Origin of the sequence: Paraburkholderia fungorum (genome assembly GCF_046027605.1) — a bacterium.
Lineage (GTDB): Bacteria > Pseudomonadota > Gammaproteobacteria > Burkholderiales > Burkholderiaceae > Paraburkholderia > Paraburkholderia fungorum_F.
Map to the genome: position 1 here is coordinate 225,457 of NZ_JAQQEF010000003.1, position 19,264 is coordinate 244,720.

At 63.5% G+C, this 19,264-nt stretch carries 18 protein-coding genes; 7 read left to right on the top strand and 11 right to left on the bottom strand.

The genetic code is table 11. The features are described 5' to 3' along the window. Positions 1 to 15: 15 nt before the first annotated feature. The 3 genes from PQR53_RS07095 to alr all read right to left on the bottom strand — a co-directional run bounded on the left by PQR53_RS07095 (position 16) and on the right by alr (position 3,051). Positions 16 to 294: a DUF2866 domain-containing protein gene (locus PQR53_RS07095; RefSeq protein ID WP_179732697.1), complete on the bottom strand. Its 279-nt coding sequence runs from the start codon at positions 292 to 294 to the stop codon at positions 16 to 18. Between the two features lie 143 nt (positions 295 to 437). Then, positions 438 to 1,814: a DNA repair protein RadA gene (gene radA, locus PQR53_RS07100; RefSeq protein WP_153135399.1), complete on the bottom strand. Its 1,377-nt coding sequence runs from the start codon at positions 1,812 to 1,814 to the stop codon at positions 438 to 440. A 166-nt stretch (positions 1,815 to 1,980) separates the two neighbouring features. Further along, entirely contained in the window at positions 1,981 to 3,051 is a 1,071-nt protein-coding gene (gene alr, locus PQR53_RS07105; RefSeq protein WP_408451876.1) for an alanine racemase, read from the bottom strand. 218 nt (positions 3,052 to 3,269) lie between these two features. On the opposite strand from alr, the gene lplT reads away from it, so the two are divergent. Together lplT and thiD are read left to right on the top strand one after the other, a co-directional pair. Beyond that, the gene (gene lplT, locus PQR53_RS07110; RefSeq protein ID WP_408451878.1) at positions 3,270 to 4,577 is read left to right on the top strand and encodes a lysophospholipid transporter LplT; all 1,308 of its coding nucleotides are present in this window, start codon (positions 3,270 to 3,272) and stop codon (positions 4,575 to 4,577) included. A 60-nt stretch (positions 4,578 to 4,637) separates the two neighbouring features. Beyond that, the gene (gene thiD / locus PQR53_RS07115; protein WP_408451880.1) at positions 4,638 to 5,444 is read left to right on the top strand and encodes a bifunctional hydroxymethylpyrimidine kinase/phosphomethylpyrimidine kinase; all 807 of its coding nucleotides are present in this window, start codon (positions 4,638 to 4,640) and stop codon (positions 5,442 to 5,444) included. A gap of 30 nt (positions 5,445 to 5,474) precedes the next feature. Here the strand turns inward: thiD and PQR53_RS07120 are convergent, their stop codons facing one another. From PQR53_RS07120 to tsaB, 4 genes are all read right to left on the bottom strand, one after another. Continuing rightward, positions 5,475 to 6,476 (bottom strand): DUF1853 family protein, encoded by a 1,002-nt coding sequence (locus PQR53_RS07120; RefSeq protein ID WP_408452343.1) that lies wholly within the window; start codon positions 6,474 to 6,476, stop codon positions 5,475 to 5,477. 113 nt (positions 6,477 to 6,589) lie between these two features. Further along, complete coding sequence (locus PQR53_RS07125) at positions 6,590 to 7,612, bottom strand: uracil-DNA glycosylase (RefSeq protein ID WP_408451882.1); 1,023 nt, start codon at positions 7,610 to 7,612, stop codon at positions 6,590 to 6,592. Further along, positions 7,599 to 8,093 carry a ribosomal protein S18-alanine N-acetyltransferase gene (rimI, locus tag PQR53_RS07130; RefSeq protein ID WP_408451884.1) on the bottom strand — a complete coding sequence of 165 codons (495 nt, stop codon included), beginning with the start codon at positions 8,091 to 8,093 and terminating at the stop codon, positions 7,599 to 7,601. The genes PQR53_RS07125 and rimI overlap by 14 nt, the downstream gene beginning before the upstream one ends. After that, positions 8,090 to 8,896: a tRNA (adenosine(37)-N6)-threonylcarbamoyltransferase complex dimerization subunit type 1 TsaB gene (tsaB, locus tag PQR53_RS07135; RefSeq protein WP_408451886.1), complete on the bottom strand. Its 807-nt coding sequence runs from the start codon at positions 8,894 to 8,896 to the stop codon at positions 8,090 to 8,092. The genes rimI and tsaB overlap by 4 nt, the downstream gene beginning before the upstream one ends. Before the next feature lie 175 nt (positions 8,897 to 9,071). On the opposite strand from tsaB, the gene PQR53_RS07140 reads away from it, so the two are divergent. From PQR53_RS07140 to aceA, 3 genes are all read left to right on the top strand, one after another. Further along, entirely contained in the window at positions 9,072 to 9,341 is a 270-nt protein-coding gene (locus tag PQR53_RS07140; protein WP_408451888.1) for an acyl-CoA-binding protein, read from the top strand. A 442-nt stretch (positions 9,342 to 9,783) separates the two neighbouring features. After that, entirely contained in the window at positions 9,784 to 11,424 is a 1,641-nt protein-coding gene (locus tag PQR53_RS07145) for a DEAD/DEAH box helicase (protein ID WP_408451890.1), read from the top strand. 507 nt (positions 11,425 to 11,931) lie between these two features. Continuing rightward, complete coding sequence (gene aceA, locus PQR53_RS07150) at positions 11,932 to 13,236, top strand: isocitrate lyase (protein WP_408451892.1); 1,305 nt, start codon at positions 11,932 to 11,934, stop codon at positions 13,234 to 13,236. A gap of 315 nt (positions 13,237 to 13,551) precedes the next feature. On the opposite strand, the gene PQR53_RS07155 is transcribed toward aceA, so the two are convergent. Beyond that, on the bottom strand, positions 13,552 to 13,986 hold the full coding sequence (locus PQR53_RS07155; protein WP_179732722.1) for a universal stress protein: 435 nt from the start codon (positions 13,984 to 13,986) through the stop codon (positions 13,552 to 13,554). 215 nt (positions 13,987 to 14,201) lie between these two features. Continuing rightward, positions 14,202 to 15,104, bottom strand: a complete 903-nt coding sequence (locus PQR53_RS07160) for a LysR family transcriptional regulator (RefSeq protein ID WP_408451894.1) — start codon at positions 15,102 to 15,104, stop codon at positions 14,202 to 14,204. A 175-nt stretch (positions 15,105 to 15,279) separates the two neighbouring features. Here PQR53_RS07160 and PQR53_RS07165 point away from each other — a divergent pair, with 175 nt between their 5' ends. Further along, entirely contained in the window at positions 15,280 to 16,173 is an 894-nt protein-coding gene (locus PQR53_RS07165) for a (S)-2-haloacid dehalogenase (protein ID WP_408451896.1), read from the top strand. Positions 16,174 to 16,256: 83 nt separating this feature from the next. Continuing rightward, complete coding sequence (gene aceB / locus PQR53_RS07170; RefSeq protein ID WP_408451898.1) at positions 16,257 to 17,867, top strand: malate synthase A; 1,611 nt, start codon at positions 16,257 to 16,259, stop codon at positions 17,865 to 17,867. 220 nt (positions 17,868 to 18,087) lie between these two features. Here aceB and PQR53_RS07175 read toward each other — a convergent pair whose 3' ends face one another. Both PQR53_RS07175 and rraA read right to left on the bottom strand, forming a co-directional pair. Continuing rightward, positions 18,088 to 18,489, bottom strand: coding sequence for a gamma-glutamylcyclotransferase family protein (locus PQR53_RS07175; RefSeq protein WP_179732731.1), 402 nt, complete (start codon positions 18,487 to 18,489; stop codon positions 18,088 to 18,090). A gap of 82 nt (positions 18,490 to 18,571) precedes the next feature. Then, the gene (gene rraA / locus PQR53_RS07180) at positions 18,572 to 19,066 is read right to left on the bottom strand and encodes a ribonuclease E activity regulator RraA (protein ID WP_408451901.1); all 495 of its coding nucleotides are present in this window, start codon (positions 19,064 to 19,066) and stop codon (positions 18,572 to 18,574) included. Positions 19,067 to 19,264: the final 198 nt, after the last annotated feature.

The window sequence follows — 19,264 nt, forward strand, 5'->3', positions numbered from 1 at the left end:
GCGCGCTCCGAAACCTCAGCGCCGCACCACCGTCTGCCGTGGCAAAACCTGGCGCGGCGTTTTTTCGTCGTCGTACAGGAAATGCTTGCGGCCTTCCACATGACGGTTGATGGTCGCGCGCACTTCGGCGGCGGTGACATGTTCGGCCACGACCCGGCGCGAAATCTGCCCTGCCGTGTCGATCCATTCGACAATTCGGCAAGCACCGCCCCAAGGCTGGCGAATAGGCTCGGAGACGCGGCAGCCGCGCACCTGCATGGGCCGCTCGGCAGCGGTTTCATATGACTGTTTCAAGGCGCGATCCTTTTTTCGGCATCAGAAGGGATGCAACACCTTCGCAGCTTAGGAAAAAGGAATGTCGGGTAGGTTACAGCCAATATGGAGATATTTACGGCCCATTACGGCGGCACACGCGCCCGCGCGCGCCAAAGCCCCGTCTACTCGAGCGTGCGGACCCGGTCGATGGCCTGTTCGATCCGTTCGACGGCAACGACCTGTAAGCCTTCAATTGGCTGTTTCGGTGCATTGGCCTTCGGAATGACCGCGACCGAAAAGCCCAGTTTGGCCGCTTCCTTGAGGCGGTCCTGACCGCGGGGCGACGGCCGGATTTCGCCGGCAAGCCCAACCTCGCCGAATACGACCAGCCCCTTGGGCAGCGGTTTATTGCGCATCGAGGAGTGGATCGCGAGCAGCACGGCCAGGTCGGCCGCGGGTTCGGTGATCTTCACGCCGCCCACCGCGTTCAGGAACACGTCCTGGTCGAAACAGGCGATGCCGGCGTGCCGATGCAGCACCGCCAGCAGCATCGCCAGACGGTTCTGTTCCAGCCCCACGGCGAGGCGCCGGGGATTCGGCGCGTTGGCCGCATCCACCAGCGCCTGCACTTCGACCAGCAGCGGCCGCGTGCCTTCCTGCGTCACCAGCACACACGACCCCGGAACGGATTGCTCGTGCTGCGACAGAAACAACGCCGACGGATTGGCAACACCGCGCAGACCGCGCTCGGTCATCGCGAACACGCCGAGTTCGTTGACCGCGCCAAAGCGGTTCTTGATCGCGCGCACCAGGCGATACGACGAGTGGGTGTCGCCCTCGAAGTACAGCACCGTATCGACGATGTGCTCGAGCACGCGCGGCCCGGCCAGCGCGCCTTCCTTGGTGACGTGGCCGACCATGATGATCGTCGTACCCGACTGTTTGGCGATACGGGTCAACTGCGCCGCGCATTCGCGCACTTGCGCGACCGAACCAGGCGCTGAAGTCAGCGCATCGGAATAGACGGTTTGAATCGAGTCGATCACCGCAACGTCCGGCCGCTGCTCGGCGATCGTCGCCTGAATTTTCTCGAGCTGAATTTCCGCCAGCAGTTGCAGTTCGCTGGCTTTCGAGCCGGGTTCCAGCAACGAAAGTCGTTGCGCGCGCAACGCAATCTGCGCGGCCGATTCTTCACCGCTGATATAAAGCGCGCGTTTGTCCGCGGCAATTTCCGCGAGCGATTGCAATAGCAGCGTCGATTTGCCGATGCCCGGATCGCCGCCGATCAGCACCACGCCGCCCGGCACGAGACCGCCGCCCAGCACACGGTCGAACTCGCTGACGCCGGTCGAGAAGCGCGGCACGTCGGACGCTTCGATATCGGCGAGACGCCGCACCGGCGCGCTCTTCGCGAGCGACTGGAAGCGATGCGTGGACGGCGCCTCAGCGACCGACTCCACCAGTGTGTTCCACGCATTGCATGACGGGCACTGTCCGGCCCACTTCGGCGATTGGCCGCCGCATTCACTGCAGATGTACAACGTCTTCTGTTTAGCCACGCGCCCTTGCCTGTGTTGCTGTTCTTTGGATTGATGGGCTCGCTGAGCGCTCCTCATCGAGGAGCTCACTGCAACCGTCTTTGAGATCTTCCCGGGTACCGCTGTTGAGGCCGGCCTTTGCGCGGCTATCGCCCGGCTTGTCAGTGCCGTGCCTTACTTCTGTGCGTTACTCCGCCCGCACCGGCACACGCGGCGCCACCGCGCACATCAATTCGTAGCCAATCGTGCCGCATGCCTGCGCGACGTCGTCGATCGGCAGCGCGGCGCCCCAAAGCTCGACGCGCGAGCCGACGTTGGCGGTCGGGACCGGCGTCAGGTCGACGGTCAGCATGTCCATCGACACCCGCCCCACGATCCGCGTCCGCACGCCGTCGACGATCACCGGCGTGCCTTCCGGCGCGACCCGCGGATACCCGTCCGCATAGCCGCAGGCCACCACGCCGATGCGCATCGGCCCGCGTGCCTTGAACACCGAACCATAACCGACCGTGTGGCCTTCGCCGATCGTCTGCACGGCAATCAGTTCGGAGGCGAGCGTCATGGCCGGTTGCAGGCCGGTGCCGTCGATCGCGGCCGTTACGCCCGAGGGCGACGCGCCGTACAGAATGATGCCCGGGCGCACCCAGTCGAAGTGCGCTGCCGGATGCCACAGCGTCGCCGCCGAATTCGACAGGCTGCGCGCGCCGGCAATGCCTTGTGCGCCGCGCTCGAACGCTTCCATCTGGTGAGCCACGCCGCGTTCGCTGTCGGCGTCCGAGAAATGAGTCATCAACGTGATCTGGCCGACCCCCTGGCAGGCCCGCGCGCGCTCCCACGCGGAGCGGTATTTCTCCACCGTGTAACCGAGGCGGTTCATGCCGGTGTTCATCTTCAGCTGGATATTGACCGGCTTGGACAGGCGCGCCATTTCGAGCATCCGCAACTGTTCGTCCGAGTGCAGCGCCGTGGTCAGGCTGTAGCGGTCGATCACGTCGATATCGGTGGGCCGGAAGAAGCCTTCCAATAAAAGAATCGGGCCGGCCCAGCCCAATTCACGCAACTTCACGGCTTCTTCCAGGTCCAGCAACCCAAAGCCGTCGGTTGCGCGCAAGCCGGGAAAAGCGCGCGCAAGGCCGTGCCCGTAGGCGTTGGCCTTGACGACGGCCCATACCTTGGATTTTGGCGCATAGCGCCGGACGACAGCGAGATTATTGGCGAGTGCGGCAGTATGAATCGTGGCTGAGAGGGGGCGCGGCATGGGCAATTTTCGTAAAGACGCTTGCGAATCAGGAGCTTACAGGGCGTTTTCAGCGCTCGGTGGCCCACTGGGCGGTGCGATCAAGGATTCTGCTAGTCCGAATCCAGCTATTTTCGTGATATAAAGCCGTGCGCACAACCCATTTCGAACGGCATAAGCCCGGACGCTTTGCACACGGCCGGGGCGGACAGACCGCAGCGAGGACAGCATCGCATCAGATGAAAAAAGGTTTTTACACCATCATGGCCGCGCAGTTTTTTTCGTCGCTGGCCGACAATGCGCTTCTGATCGCTGCTATTGCACTGCTGAAAGACCTCCACGCCCCGAACTGGATGACGCCGCTGCTCAAGTTGTTCTTTGTGCTGTCGTACGTCGTTCTGGCCGCCTTCGTGGGCGCCTTCGCCGACTCCCGTCCGAAAGGACGCGTGATGTTCGTCACCAATACCATCAAGGTGGTCGGCTGCATCACCATGCTGGTCGGCGCGCACCCGTTGATCGCCTATGGCATCGTGGGTTTCGGCGCGGCGGCCTACTCGCCCGCCAAATACGGCATTCTCACCGAACTGCTGCCGCCTGACCGGCTGGTCGCGGCGAACGGCTGGATCGAAGGCACCACGGTCGGCTCGATCATTCTCGGCACTGTGCTCGGCGGCGCGCTCATCAGTCCGCACATCGCGGCACCGATCCTCCGGCAGCACATTCCCACGGTCAACACGCCCGCTGAAGCGGCGATGCTGGTGATCATGGCAATCTACGTGATCGCCGCGCTCTTCAATCTGCGTATTCCCGACACCGGTGCGCGCTATCCGAAACAGGAACGCGGCCCGATCAAGCTGGTCACCGATTTCGCCGACTGTTTTCTCGTGCTGTGGCGCGACAAGCTGGGTCAGATCTCGCTCGCCGTCACCACGCTGTTTTGGGGCGCCGGCGCGACGCTGCAGTTCATCGTGCTGAAGTGGGCGGAAGTGTCGCTGAACATGTCGCTTTCGGAAGCTGCGATCCTGCAAGCGGTGGTGGCCGTCGGCGTGGCAGCCGGCGCGATTTTCGCCGCCTCGCGTGTGCCGTTGAAGAAGTCGCTGTCGGTGCTTCCGGTCGGCATCATGATGGGCATCGCCGTGATGCTGATGGCCTTCTACACGCGCGACCTGTTCCCCACGCATTGGGGCCTGTATTTCGGCCGCGTGCATGTGCCGGGCTATCTGATCGTTGCGTATATTTTCCTGATGATCGTCGGCGGCCTGTCGGGCTTTTTCGTCGTGCCGATGAACGCGCTGCTCCAGCATCGCGGCCACGTGTTGCTGTCGGCGGGTCACTCGATCGCGGTGCAGAACTTCAACGAAAATCTCTCGGTGCTCGTGATGCTGTGCCTGTACGCCGTGCTGGTGTGGCTCGACGTGCCGGTCACGGCGGTGATCGTGCTGTTCGGCACCTTCGTCTGCGTGATGATGTGGTTCGTGATGCGGCGTCATCAGGCAAATCAGCGCGCGTTCGACTCGGTCGCGCTGATCGGCGAAGTCAAGCACTGACCCGCGCGCGGCAGGCACTGCGCCGACTGCCCGCGCCTTTCCCCTTTTCCTCGCTTTGCCATGACTCAACCCATTCCCAACGTGCTGACGATCGCCGGTTCGGATTCCGGCGGCGGTGCCGGCATTCAGGCCGATCTGAAGGCTTTCTCGGCGCTCGGCGCTTATGGCGCGAGCGTGATCACCGCGCTCACTGCGCAGAACACGCGTGGCGTCACGGCAATTCATGCGCCGGAGCCCGCCTTCATCACCGCGCAACTCGACGCGGTGTTCGACGATATCCGTATCGATGCGGTGAAGATCGGCATGCTGGCGAACGCGCAGATCGCGCGCGCGGTCGCCGAGGCGTTGCGGCGGCACAAGCCGAAGCACGTCGTGCTCGACACGGTGATGATTTCGAAGAGCAATCACGCGCTGCTGCTGCCGGATGCGGTCGCGGTCGTGCGTGACGAATTGCTGCCGCTGGCCGATCTGTTGACGCCGAATCTGCCGGAGGCCGCGGCCTTGCTGGGCGTCGAGGCGGCCACCGACGAAGCCGGCATGGTCGAACAAGGTGAAGCGCTGCGTGCACTTGGTGCGCGGGCGGTGCTGATGAAGGGCGGCCATTTGAGTGCGGCGGACAGCCCCGACTGGCTTGTAGAGGACAGCGGCACGCTGCGTCTGTTCGGACCGCGCGTGCCGGTGAAGAATACGCATGGGACGGGTTGCACGCTGTCGTCGGCGATTGCGGCACTGATTCCACAGCGCGCCGATCTGGCGAGCGCGGTCGCCGACGCCAAGCTGTATCTGACCGGCGCTTTGCAGGCGAGCGATCGGCTCGATGTCGGCAGCGGCGTCGGGCCGGTGCATCATTTTTATCGGTGGTGGTGACCGAGGCGTGTTTCGCGTGTTGCGCCTGCGCTATTGCTGCGCGTAGGCCTTTGCGCGCCCGGGCCAGTCGTCGGGGACGATGAAGCCGCGTGAGCGTTCTATCAGGTTGTCCACGCCGTCATCGGCAAACGCCGCGACCATCGTCGGGCCATGTTGATGCGAGGTTTGATCGGCGAGCGTGCGCGCATCGGCAAAAGCGATTCCCGCGGCCTCCGCTTCACCCCGTTCATGACGCCGCGGTGCAAGCCACTCTAACCGCGGCAACACGCGCCACGTCTGCGCATGCGCTGCGGCAAAGTCCGGCCAATCGCTGCGCGTGACCCACCAGCCACGCCCGTGCGAGGGATCGAGCTCGGCAGGCTCGGCCGGGGTCTCGCCGGCGCGGTAGAACAGCCAGCCTTTGATATACATCTGCGGCGTCCACGGCCCTGCGTAGCCGAGCGACGCGAACTCGTCGCGCGCGCTCAACGGCAGTTGATGATTCAGTACATGCGCAAGCTTCAGATCGAAGCGGTCTTTCAGATTCGGACCGACGTAGTCGGCTAATCGCGCCGCCGGGGGCGTGCTCGGGGGCGCGCTCGACTGAGTGTCCGGCTGAGTGTCCAACTGCGTGATCGATCGCACGTGGCCCTCGCCCGCATGCAGATAGCACTTCACCGCCAGTTCCCAATGCAGTCGCGCGCGTTGCTGCGTCCGCACCAGAAAATCGCATTCACCGAGCGTAATGCCCGCGCGCCGCAACGGCACACTGGCCGCGACCAGACGCGCCGCCGGTCCATGTTCCAGGAACCACCCGAGTAGCCGTTCGGCATAGCGGCCAAGACGCGTGATCCTCGTTGCCGTGAGTTCTTGCTGTAAGTCGGCGGGGTCGCTGTCGAGCGCGCGTAACCAGTCGATGGTTGCGTCAGCTTCCTCTGGCGTGTCGAAAGGACTGGCGAGCATGCCTACCGGTGGTTGCGCTCGCAACAAATCGGCGCTCAGCAGCAACCACGCAAGATCCCGCACGACCGGTTCACGCAATGTGTCGAGCAGCGTCACAAGGAGGGCTGTGGGTGTGCTGTGTGTACCGGGTGCGCCGGACGTACCGGTTGTTCCGGTTGTTCCCGGCGCGGCGGCGAGGCGCGCCGTCGGCCCGGTCGCGCTGGTCACCTGGCCGATTGGGACGGCACGCCGCCCGCCGCGAGCCACGTATCGCGCGCGAGGCACAGGTCTGCCCAGGCCTTCGCTTTGTCCGGCAGGCTACGCAGCAGGTAGGCCGGATGATAGGTGACGATGACCGGCACCCCTTCGTACTCATGCACGCGGCCGCGCAGCGACGAAATGCTCGCCTCGGTCCGGAGCAGGCTTTGCGCCGCGAAGCGGCCCAGTGCAATGATCAGCTTCGGCTTGACCAGCGCGACCTGGCGCTGCAGATAAGGCTCGCAACGCGCGACTTCGTCCGGTTCGGGATTGCGGTTGCCCGGCGGACGGCATTTGATCACGTTGGCGATATAGACGTTGGTGTCGCGCGCGAGCGTCAGCGAACGCAGCATATTGTCGAGCAGCTTGCCGGCCGGGCCGACGAACGGTTCGCCCAGGCGGTCTTCGTTCTCACCCGGCGCCTCGCCGATCAGCATCCAGTCGGCGTTGCGATCGCCGATGCCGAATACCGTGTTGGTGCGTTTCTCGCACAGACGGCAGCGTTCGCACGCTGCGACCTGCCCGCTCAAGCCGTCCCAGTCGAGCGTCTGGATTGAGGACTCGGGTGTCTCGCGGCGGGTTTCAGCGGGCGCGTGGGCGGGCTGATCGTCAAACCATGCGAAATCGTCGTCGGGCGGTGCGTCGAACGCCGGCGGTTCAGGGGTTCGCGACGGCTGCGGTGACGGTTTCATCGGTTGCCGCGCTTCACCCACACGCCCCGTTGCCGGCGGCGTGTCGTTCGCGGAAGCGGATGTAGAAGCTGACACAGGAGCAGACGCGAGCTGCCCACCATCCCGCGCAAGCGTAGCCGGCGAGGCCTCCCGCGCCGCTGCACGCGGATCGTCAGGACGCGCTACAGAAGCCGCGGCCGCCACAGCATCCGGCTCGAGCGCGGTTTGTCCCGCAGACTCCGAGGGCGCCGACATCCCGCGACGCACCCACAACGGCGCAATCCCGAACTCTTCCAGTACCGATTCATGCAGCGCCATCTGCGCCCTCCGTGGCAAACGAGAAACGCATCACGATGGCGTCCTCCCGGCTGCGATGCCGCGCCGGATAATAATTTTTGCGCCGGCCAATCGACGTAAAGCCGAAGCGCTCATAAAGCCGGATAGCCCGATGATTCGACGGCCGCACTTCGAGCAGCAGGCCTTCGAGCTTTTCGGCGCGGGTAATGCGCACCGCCTCGCGCAGCAGCGCGAGCCCGGCACCTGCGCCTTGCGCGGCGGGCGTCACGCACAAATTGAGCAGATGCATTTCATCGACCACCGGCATCAGCACGCAATAGCCGATCAGCGTGCCCGTTACGTGACGCAGACAGATGCCGAAATAGCCGTTGCGCAGCGAGTCGCCGAAATTGCCGCGGCTCCAGGGGAATTCGTAGGCGATCTTTTCGATGGCGGCGACCTCGTCCAGATCGCCTTCGGTCATCGGCGACATGTAGCGGTCCGCCAGTAACACGCCACTCATTGCCGGCCCTCGCCTTGTTGCGCGTCGGGCGCCAGCCGGGAGGCGGCTGCGGCTTGCCCGGCCTTGGCCGCTTTGTCGGCGACGCGCTCGGCGGTGGTCTGGGCGACCTTGTCGCGAATGTATTCGGGCGCGGCCTGATCGGCGGGCACCGTGCGGCCGGCGCGAAACGCACGCAGCGCCGCGTGGGCGAGCGGCACGGCGTGCGGCAGCGCGTCACGGTCGACGGCTCGCGCCGCCGCGACGGCGGGCAGCCGCGCGCCGAATGCCGCAGCAGCATTACCCGCCAGGGTAAAGGGGACATCGGGTAAAACGAGCCGTTCCGGCGCGTCGAGCGAAGCCGGCTGAAGCGTGCGCCATTCGCCAAGGGCTACGTCCCACGCGTAGTCGGCCCAATAGATTTCGTCCATCCGGGCGTCGAGCGCCGCGAGCACGCGGGTCGCCGATGAATCGCGCAGCCGTGCGCTTTCCGCGCAGGCCAGCAGCGTGCTGACCGGCACGACCGGCAGGTTCAGGCCAAACGCGAGGCCCTGCGCGACGCCAGTCGCCGTGCGCAGACCCGTGAATGAACCCGGACCGGCGCCGAAGGCGATGGCGTGGCAGTCGGCCAGTTTCAGGCCCGCTTCGTCGAAAAGTTCGCGAATCGCGGGGAGCAGGCGCGTGCTGGAGACCGCGCCGGTTTGCTCGTGGCGGACCCAGATGCGGGGTGCGGCGGCGGCCTGGTCTGCGACGTGATCAGCGGACAGGAGCGCTACCGAGCAGAATTCGGTCGAGGTATCGAGGGCAAGAAGCACAGTTTGAGTCATGGACCGTATTGTAATCGGCACCACGCGCGGGGATAGGGTTTTGGGAAAGCTTCACCCCGACGGCGAGGCGCATTTTTGGACGCATTTTTGGAATAAGCCCTCGGCCCCGCGATACCAACCAGTTGTTATGATCATCGGCCCAGCTCAACCCGACCCGCCTCCCGGGCAAAACACCATGACAGACATCAACACCCAGTTCGACCAGGCTCAGGAAGACGTCAAGCAACTGCCGGAGCGTCCTGGCAACCTCACTCTTCTGCGCCTTTACGCCCTCTTCAAGCAAGCCACCGAAGGCGACGTCCATGGCGACAAACCGGGCTTCACCGACATTGTCGGCAAATACAAATACGATGCATGGGGCGCGCTCAAGGGCACCGGGCAAGACGCGGCAAAGCAGCAATATGTCGAACTGGTCGAAGCGCTCAAAAGCGGCGCGGCCGCCTGAACCGAGCGCAGCGCGTTTCCAGGTCAGCTTCACGCCTGTCTTTAAGCTGATTCAGCAACCAGAACGAAAGTTTTCCTCTTGGAAACTTCTTAACGGTGGCGCAGTGCAACAAAACCCTATAGAATACTGCCTGCGCTTCACTGCTTTGCCCGGCTTTCCTCTAGCGGCCTTTGCGGCGCAGCGCCTCGTAGCGTTTAGCTCCAATCCAGTTTAGAACCTGTCCCCTCCTGCCTAGCCCCCTACGGGCGATCATGTCCCAGGCTGGCGGCACGCCGTGTTGGCATGTCGCATCCGATACAGCTTCTAACGAAAAGCTCGCCTTCATTGTCGCGAGCTGCCCCCGTTTTTCGATTTGCTCGCTGCTTCTTTGCTCGCTGAATCCGACGACTTGGGTATGCCGATTGGCGCCGACGTTTTAATTCCCTGTGTATCAAGGATTCTCATGACTTCGAGCAATACCCCCAGCAGCCCGTTGAACGCCATCGCCGATCAAGCCCTCGGTCTCGCCGACGCCCCCGCACAAGCCGCAGCCGTTGCTGCCGCTCCGGAAGCCGCCGCCGCAGAAGCCGCAGCGCCGACCGGCCCGTCGTTCGCGTCGCTCGGTCTGTCCGCGGATGTCGTCTCCGCCCTGACCGCCGCTGGTTATCAAAACCCGACTCCGGTTCAGCAACGCGCGATCCCCGCCGGTATCGCCGGCCGCGATCTGATGGTCTCGAGCCCGACCGGTTCGGGCAAGACCGCCGCGTTCATGCTGCCCGCCATCGAACGTTTCTCACAACTGCAAAAGGCGCAAGCCAGCCAGCCGCGTGAGCCGCGCCCCGCTGATGGTGCCCGCACGCGCCGTCCGCAGCCGGTTGCCCGTCCGACCATGCTGGTTCTGACGCCGACCCGCGAACTCGCGATGCAGGTCACCACCGCCGCTGCCACCTACGGCAAGCACCTCAAGCGTCTGCGCACCGTCAGCATTCTGGGCGGCGTCGCTTATGGTCAACAACTGATGCTGCTGGCCAAGAACCCGGAAATCCTGGTTGCCACGCCGGGCCGTCTGATCGACCACCTGGAACGCGGCCGTATCGATCTGTCGCAACTGCAGATCCTCGTGCTCGACGAAGCCGACCGCATGCTGGACATGGGCTTCATCGAAGACATCGAAACGATCGTCGCGGCTACGCCGGCAACGCGTCAAACCATGCTGTTCTCGGCTACGCTCGACGGCAAGATCACCTCGCTGACGGGCCGCCTGCTGAAGGATCCGGAACGGATCGAGATCGTTCAACGCCTCGAACAACGCACCAACATCGCGCAAACCGTCCACTATGTTGACGACCGCGATCACAAGGATCGTTTGCTCGACCATCTGCTGCGTGACGAGGGCCTCGACCAGGCCATCGTCTTCACGGCAACCAAGATGGACGCTGACCAACTGGCTGGCCGTCTGGCCGACGCCGGTTTTGAATCGGCTGCTCTGCACGGCGATCTGCCGCAAGGCGCACGTAACCGCACGATCAAGGCCCTGCGCGAGCGCCGTGTGCGCGTGCTGGTCGCAACGGACGTCGCCGCTCGCGGTATTGACATTCCGGGCATCACGCACGTGTTCAACTACGATCTGCCGAAGTTCGCTGAAGACTACGTGCACCGTATCGGCCGTACCGGCCGTGCTGGCCGCTCGGGTATCGCCGTGAGCCTCGTGCACCACGCGGAACAAGGTGCGCTCAAGCGCATCGAGCGTTTCGTACGCACCCCGCTGCCGGTCAACGTCGTCGCAGGCTTCGAGCCGCGCAAGTCGGCTCCGTCGGGCGGTGGCGGCCGTCCTGGCTTTGGCGGCCGTGGCCGTCCGGGCGGTGGCAATGGCGGTGGCCGTCGCTTCGGTAGCGGTAGCGGCGCTGGCAAGCCGGCCGGTAACGGCGGCGGTTCGCGCAGCGGTAGCAGCAGTGGCAGCGGCTGGGCTGGCAAGTCGGCTGGCGGCGGTTCGCGCGAAGGCGGCTTCGGTGGCGGTTCGCGCGAAGGCTACGGCGGTTCGCGTGACGGTGGCTACGGCGCACGCCGCAGCGACGGTCCGCGTACAGCGCGCCGTGGCAGCTAAGCAGCAACTCTCAGCAGTGATCAGGCAAGCGCTGTTTGCGTAGCTCGTTTAGTACGTGAGGCGGCCTGAAAAGACCCGGACGGCCCTGCGCCGTCCGTCAAGTCGAAAGAAACCGGTGCTCAGGCACCGGTTTTTTTTCGCCCACCGTTTGGTAACCAGCCGTATTTCACGATGTGGAAAATTTTTTTGCGTCGTAAAAAATCGTGCTGCAAGGCACAACACCGCCTATTGCAAGATGGAAAAAGACGTTTCTTAATGTGGAACGAGACACATAAGCAATTGATTTTTAACGAAAACAAATAATCCAAAAACGCTCTCAGACCGCTATTGTGCGCCGAGCGATTTGCCTAGACTCTTATATAAGACTTCACGAAACGAAACGCCTCAAAGGGCCGGCCGCTTCGACGAAGACCGCAAGTTTCTTGCGTGGGACCAGAGTAAGCGCTAAAGCGCCCACTCTGGTCGACAAAGTCACCCATCCATTACAGGCAAACCAAGGAGCACACCATGTCCCGCGAACAACAAGCCAGGCAACTCCAACAGCAATGGGAAACCGATCCGCGCTGGAAAGGCGTGAAGCGTACCTACACGGCTGAAGACGTGATCCGTCTGCGTGGCTCGGTGCAAGTCGAGCACACGCTCGCCAAGCGCGGCGCCGAAAAGCTGTGGGAAAGCGTCAATAACGAGCCGTTCGTGAACTCGCTCGGCGCGTTGACCGGCAATCAGGCCATGCAGCAGGTCAAGGCCGGCCTGAAGGCAATCTATCTGTCGGGCTGGCAAGTGGCGGGCGATGCGAACGTCGCCGGTGAAATGTACCCGGACCAGTCGCTGTATCCGGCGAACTCGGTGCCGCTCGTGGTGAAGCGCATCAACAATACGCTGACGCGCGCTGACCAGATCCAGTGGTCGGAAGGCAAGAATCCGGGCGACGAAGGCTACATCGACTACTTCGCACCGATCGTGGCCGACGCTGAAGCCGGTTTCGGCGGCGTACTGAACGCGTTCGAACTGATGAAGGCGATGATCGAAGCCGGCGCTGCGGGCGTGCACTTCGAAGACCAGCTCGCTTCGGTGAAGAAGTGCGGCCACATGGGCGGCAAGGTGCTCGTGCCGACCCGCGAAAACATCGCCAAGCTGACCGCCGCGCGTCTCGCCGCCGACGTCTCCGGCACGTCGACCGTGCTGCTGGCCCGTACCGACGCTGAAGCCGCGGACCTGATCACGTCGGATGTGGACGACAACGACAAGCCGTTCCTGACGGGCGAACGCACTGTGGAAGGCTTCTATCGCACGAAGCCGGGTCTGGAGCAGGCGATCTCGCGCGGTCTTGCCTACGCACCGTACGCCGACATGATCTGGTGCGAAACCGGCAAACCGGACCTCGAGTTCGCGAAGAAATTCGCCGACGCAATCCACAAGGAATTCCCGGACCAGATGCTGTCGTACAACTGCTCGCCGTCGTTCAACTGGAAGAAGAACCTCGACGACGCAACCATCGCCAAGTTCCAGCGCGAACTGGGTGCGATGGGCTACAAGTTCCAGTTCATTACGCTGGCTGGTTTCCATGCGTTGAACTACTCGATGTTCAATCTGGCCCACGGCTATGCCCGCAACCAGATGACCGCATTTGTCGAAATGCAGCAGGCTGAATTCGCCGCGGCAGAAAAAGGCTTTACCGCCGTCAAGCACCAACGCGAAGTCGGCACCGGCTACTTCGACGCCGTGACGCAAACGGTCGAACGCGACGCATCGACGACCGCGCTGCATGGTTCGACGGAAGACGAACAGTTCTTCGACAAGAAGGTCGCGTAAGCAGGTGGCATACGCGGGTTGCATACGCGGGTCAACGCGGCCTGATCGCGAGAACGGCAAGGCAGACAAAAAAGCGGCCCGTTAGGAGCCGCCGTCAGGGAGGAGTAGCCATCAGGGTTGCAGCACGCCAGCTGCCCTGATGGCCGGAATCTGGGAGTGAGGCAGCAGAGCAGACAAAGCCAGCACAAGCGTAATTGTGCGGCGCGCATCGGACGCGCCGGCCTCATCGCCGGCGCGTTTTTCTGTACGCCATGCCGTGTTGTGCGGTGTCTTACCCTGCCGTCGCTGCCGCAAGGCGAATCGCGAACCTGCGCTTCAGCGGTACACGATCACCGGAATCTTGGTATGCGTCAGGACCCGTTGTGTCTCGCTGCCGATCAGCAGGCTGCCGAGACCGCGCCGCCCATGCGAAGCCATGAAGATCACGTCGCAGGCCCCCTGCTCCGCCGCTTCGATGATGCCGAGATACGGCGCCGGATGCACGCTGGTGCGGCTGTCGAACGCAACACCGAAACGGCGCGCCGCCTGCTCCACTTCCCGCAGATGCACGCGCGCTTCACGCTCGCTGCGCTGCAGAAACTCAACGGGTGGTTCGATCACCACGTCCGAAAACGGCGAGTACGGATATTGCGGCAGACACGCGTAGGCCGTGACGCGAGCGCCGACGGCCTGCGCAAGGTCGATGGCACCGTCTATCGCTTTGCGTGACAGGTCTGAACCATCGGTCGGAACCAGGATATGCCTGAACATGATGCCCTCCGTCGCCGGCTGCGTGCAGCGCGGCGTCAGCGTGCCACGAGGCTCGGCATGGAAGCCGCCTCAATCGATTGTAGTCCGCGGAAATGCGCTCAACGCCGTCGTGCGGGTCTGTCCGCATATCGAAAACCCGCTGCGAGAGTCTGCGCGGCGATTGTGCAGGATGGCATGGCGTCGGATCACCGGACGTGACTAGCACCTGAACTGCGTCAGCCCCAGTAATCAGGATGGCCGTACGTATGCTTGAGAAAGTCCAGAAACAACCGAACCCGCAGCGGCAAATGCCGGCGCTGCGGAAAAACCGCATGGATGCCGATCGGCGGCGCGGTGAACTCGTCGAGCACGCTGACGAGGCGCCCGGCCGCGATATCCGTGCCGACCTCCCACCACGAGCGCCATGCAAGCCCGTAGCCCTCGAGGCACCACTCGTGCAGCACCGCGCCGTCCGAGCATTCCATCGTGCCGGACACCTTGATCGACACGACCTTGTCGCCCTGCTGGAACATCCAGCCGCGCTGCTGATTGGCGCTCGCGCCGAGCGCAAGGCAGTTGTGATGCGCGAGATCGGCCAGCGTGTGCGGCGAGCCGCGCCGGCTCAGATACGACGGCGACGCCACGCACACGCGGCGGTTCTCTCCGAGCTTGAGCGACACCAGCGACGAATCGGGCAACTCGCCCAGACGCACGGCGCAGTCGAATCCCTCGTTGACGAGATCGACCAGCCGGTCGGACAGATCGAGCGTAATCGACACATCCGGATGCGCGACGGTGAAGGGCGGCACGAGCGGCGCAACATGCCTGCGCCCAAAGCCGGCCGGCGCCGACAGTCGCAAATGGCCGCTCGCCTTCACGCCGCCGGCCGACACGCTGGCCTCGGCGTTCTGCATGTCATGGATGATGCGCTGGCAATCCTCGAGGAACGCCGACCCTTCGAAGGTCAACGTGATCTTGCGCGTGGTGCGGACCAGCAATTTGACGCCGAGGCGCTCTTCAAGCGCGTCGATGCGGCGGCCGATGATCGCGGGCGCGACGCCTTCCGCGAGCGCCGCGGCGGACAGGCTGCCTCGCGCCGCAACGGTTACGAAAGTCTCGATCTGCTTGAAACGGTCCATGGGAAGCGGAGCCGCAACGCCCCGAAGAAAGCGTCTTGGGGAGTGCACGGGAAAGTGGTCGGTGCGCGTCAGATTAGGTGCATGAAAGTAAAAAATCAAGTGATCTTTAGCCTCTTTTTTAGCTTGGAGTATCACTAATACAATCCGTCCTGACCTCTGATAGGAGTGCACGGCAATGTCGGCCACAACGACACCCTTCCCTAAAGCAGTGATTTTCGATGCGTACGGCACGCTTTTCGACGTGCATTCGGTGATCGCTGCCGCAGAGCAAATGTTCCCCGGCCACGGCGACGCCCTCTCGCAGTTGTGGCGTCTGAAGCAGATCGAATACACGCAGTTGCGCACGCTCGCAGCGGCGGCCGACGCGCCCGGCGCCCATTACCGGCCGTTCTGGGACATCACGCTCGATGCCTTGCGCTTCGCCACCAAAAAGCTGCATCTCACGCTAGGCCGCGCGGCGGAGAAGCGTCTGATGGACGAATATGCGTGCCTATCCGCCTTTCCCGATGCCGTGCCCACGCTGCGCCAACTGCGCGACGGGGCCTCGGTTTCGGTTTCGGCGGCTTCGGCGGATTCGGTTTCAGCTGCTTCGGTTTCGGCGGCTTCGGCATCATCTGCGTCCGCGAGCGGCAAAGCCGGCTCACGGCCCGGCCTCGCGATCCTCTCGAATGGCAATCCGCAAATGCTCGATATCGCCGTGAAGAGCGCCGGCATGACGGGCCTGTTCGACCACGTGCTATCCGTCGACACAGTGCGCGCCTACAAACCCGCGCCGGCGGCCTACGCGCTCGGCACGCAAGCCTTCGGCGCGGAGCCGCGCGAGATCGTCTTCGTGTCGTCGAACGGCTGGGACGTGGCAGGCGCGAGCTGGTTCGGTTTCACCACTTTCTGGCTCAACCGGCAAAACGCACCAACCGAAGAACTGGGCGTCACGCCGCATGGCGCGGGCGGAAGCATGAACGATCTGCCTGCTTTCCTGCAGTCCCTCGCGTCGCCCGACCGCAATAGCGGCACCGGCAGCACCGGTCATCCCGGCGGCAGCCGCACGCGCCACAGCCCTGGCGCATGACGGCTGCCACCTGGATCCCACGACGCATTTCAACCGCATCTCAACATTTGCACCTTTGCAATCTGACCGACCAAGGAGAAATCATGGCGCATCCGCTGTCATCGCAATCATCGCTGCAGTTGCCGCAGGGCATGGAAATCACGGCTGAGATCAAGCCAGGCTATGACGCGATCCTCACCCGCGAAGCGCTCGAACTCGTCGCTGCACTGCATCGCACGTTCGAACCGCGCCGTCAGCAGCTGTTGCAGGCGCGTGCGGAGCGCACGAAGCGGCTCGACGCCGGCGAGCGTCCCGACTTCCTCGCCGCCACGAAAAGCGTGCGCGAAGGCGACTGGAAGATCGCTCCGCTGCCGCAAGATCTGCAATGCCGTCGCGTGGAAATCACCGGCCCGGTCGAGCGCAAGATGATCATCAACGCGCTGAATTCAGGCGCGGATTCGTACATGACCGACTTCGAAGATTCGAATGCGCCGAGCTGGGATAACCAGATTACCGGCCACATCAATCTGAAGGACGCGGTGCGCCGCACGATTTCGCTCGAACAGAACGGCAAGTCGTACCAGTTGAACGACAGGATCGCCACGCTGATCGTGCGTCCGCGCGGCTGGCATCTGGACGAAAAGCACGTGACGGTGGACGGCAAGCGTGTCTCGGGCGGCATCTTCGATTTCGCGCTCTTCATGGTTCACAACGCGAAGGAACTGGTCGCGCGCGGCTCGGGCCCCTACTTCTATCTGCCGAAGATGGAGAGTCATCTGGAAGCGCGTCTGTGGAACGACATTTTCGTCGCCGCCCAGGAAGCGGTCGGCGTGCCGCGCGGCACGATTCGCGCGACCGTCCTGATCGAAACGATCGTCGCCGCGTTCGAGATGGACGAGATCCTGTACGAGCTGCGCGAACATAGTTCGGGTTTGAACGCCGGTCGGTGGGACTACATTTTCTCGGCGATCAAGAAGTTCAAGAGCGACCGCGATTTCTGCCTCGCCGACCGCTCGCAGATCACGATGACCTCGCCGTTCATGCGCGCCTACGCGTTGCTGTTGCTAAAGACCTGCCATCGTCGCAATGCGCCGGCGATCGGCGGCATGAGCGCGCTGATTCCGATCAAGAACGACCCGGCAGCCAACGACAAGGCCATGGGCGGTGTGCGTTCCGACAAGGCGCGCGACGCGGGCGACGGTTACGACGGCGGTTGGGTCGCGCATCCGGGCCTCGTGCCGATCGCGATGGAAGAATTCGTCAAGGTGCTCGGCGACAAGCTGAATCAGATCGGCAAGCAACGCGACGACGTGCTCGTCACCGCCGCCGATCTGATGGACTTCCGTCCGGAAGCGCCGATCACCGAAGGCGGTCTGCGCAACAACATCAACGTCGGCATTCACTACCTGGGTTCATGGCTCGCGGGCAATGGCTGCGTGCCGATTCACAACCTGATGGAAGACGCGGCGACCGCGGAGATTTCCCGCTCGCAGGTGTGGCAGTGGATTCGCTCGCCGAAGGGCAAGCTCGAAGACGGCCGCAAGGTCACGGTCGAGCTGGTGCGCGAGTTGTCGGCGCAGGAACTCGACAAGGTGAAACAGGCCGTTGGCGGCGATACGAAGCAGTACGATCGCGCTGCACAAATCTTCGAGGAAATGTCGACATCGGAGCAGTTCACCGACTTCCTGACGTTGCCGCTGTACGAGGAAATCTGAGGCATCTGAACGGCCTCATGCAGGAACAGTAACGACGTCGTACCGGGCCCGCTTTCACCAGCCACGCAAAATCAAAAAAGCGGCCCGGGTCGCAAGGCTGACCGACCGGACGGCCCGACAGGCGCAAGCCTGCCGGGCTGTTTTTTTGGCGCTGGTTGCATGCGTTCGGCACACTCCTGGCGCACGCCGATGCGCTCGCCGTGGTCTGGTTCTACCGCCCTTAGCGCGCGCCGCGATATTCGACCCAATCGCCCGATCTGATTTCCGGGAGGCCCTTTACCGCATTGGGCGCGACAGGATAGAAACGGCAGTTCACCACGTTACCGTCTACCTTCACCATCACTTCCCGCGCGAGGAAACGATCTTCGACGCCGGGATACACCGCTTCGATCTCGTCGAGCACCGCAACCAGTTCGTCGTCGATTTCGTAGACGTCGCCCGTGACGTCCACGCCCGCTTCGTCGACCACGAGCCCCGGATACGAGCCGAAGTCGAACAGATGGCCGCGCACCGTGGCCGTGCCGAGCAGATTCGGCGCGGCGATGTCGTTGCGCGCCGCGGCCTCGCTGATGTCGTTCACTTCACCGGCCCGCAATGTGCCGTATACAAAGACGGTCTGCATCGTCGTTTGCTCTCCTTGATAATGGGTTTGGCTTGCTTCGGCGGTAGCCGGGGTTTGGCTTGCCGTTGCAGTTACCGAGGGTTTAGTTCAGCGACGCGCTCGCCACCAGCACGCCGTCGATATCCGCATAGATCCATTCGCCGGGACGTACTAGCGCGCCCGGCAATTGCACCGGCACATCGCGCTCGCCGCTGCCGAGCCTCTGGCCGCGCCGTGGACAGGTTGCCAACGCCGCCACGCCGACGTCGATTTCATTGAGCTCCAGCGTGTCGCGCACGCAGCCGTTCAGCACGATGCCCGCCCAGCCGTTCTGTTCCGCAATTTGCGCGAGATTGGCGCCGACCAGCGCGCAACGCAGACTGCCACCGCCGTCGACCACCAGCACCCGGCCCGCGCCCTTCTCCTCGAGCATGGCGCGTACGAGCGCGTTGTCTTCGAACACCTTTAGCGTCACCGCTTCGCCGCTGAAACACTCGGCGCGACTGAAGAGATGAAAGACCGGCTCGAGCACACGCAGCGTACCCAGCGTCAGTTGGTCCTCGTGCGCGTCGCACAGGTCGGCGGTTGTAAAGCTCATGAGTTCCTCCTCGGGATCCGTGCGTAATCGGGACATTATGCAACGGTGACGCTGACGTAACACCTACAATGGAAGCCATCGGTGGTTTAGGGCTGCATTCGGAGCGGCGTGTTCGAGTCTGTTTGGGATTTGCGCCTTCGGAGTTCTGCATCTGCGGGGTCTGCATCTGCGGCCCCCGCATAAAACGCTCCATGCTCG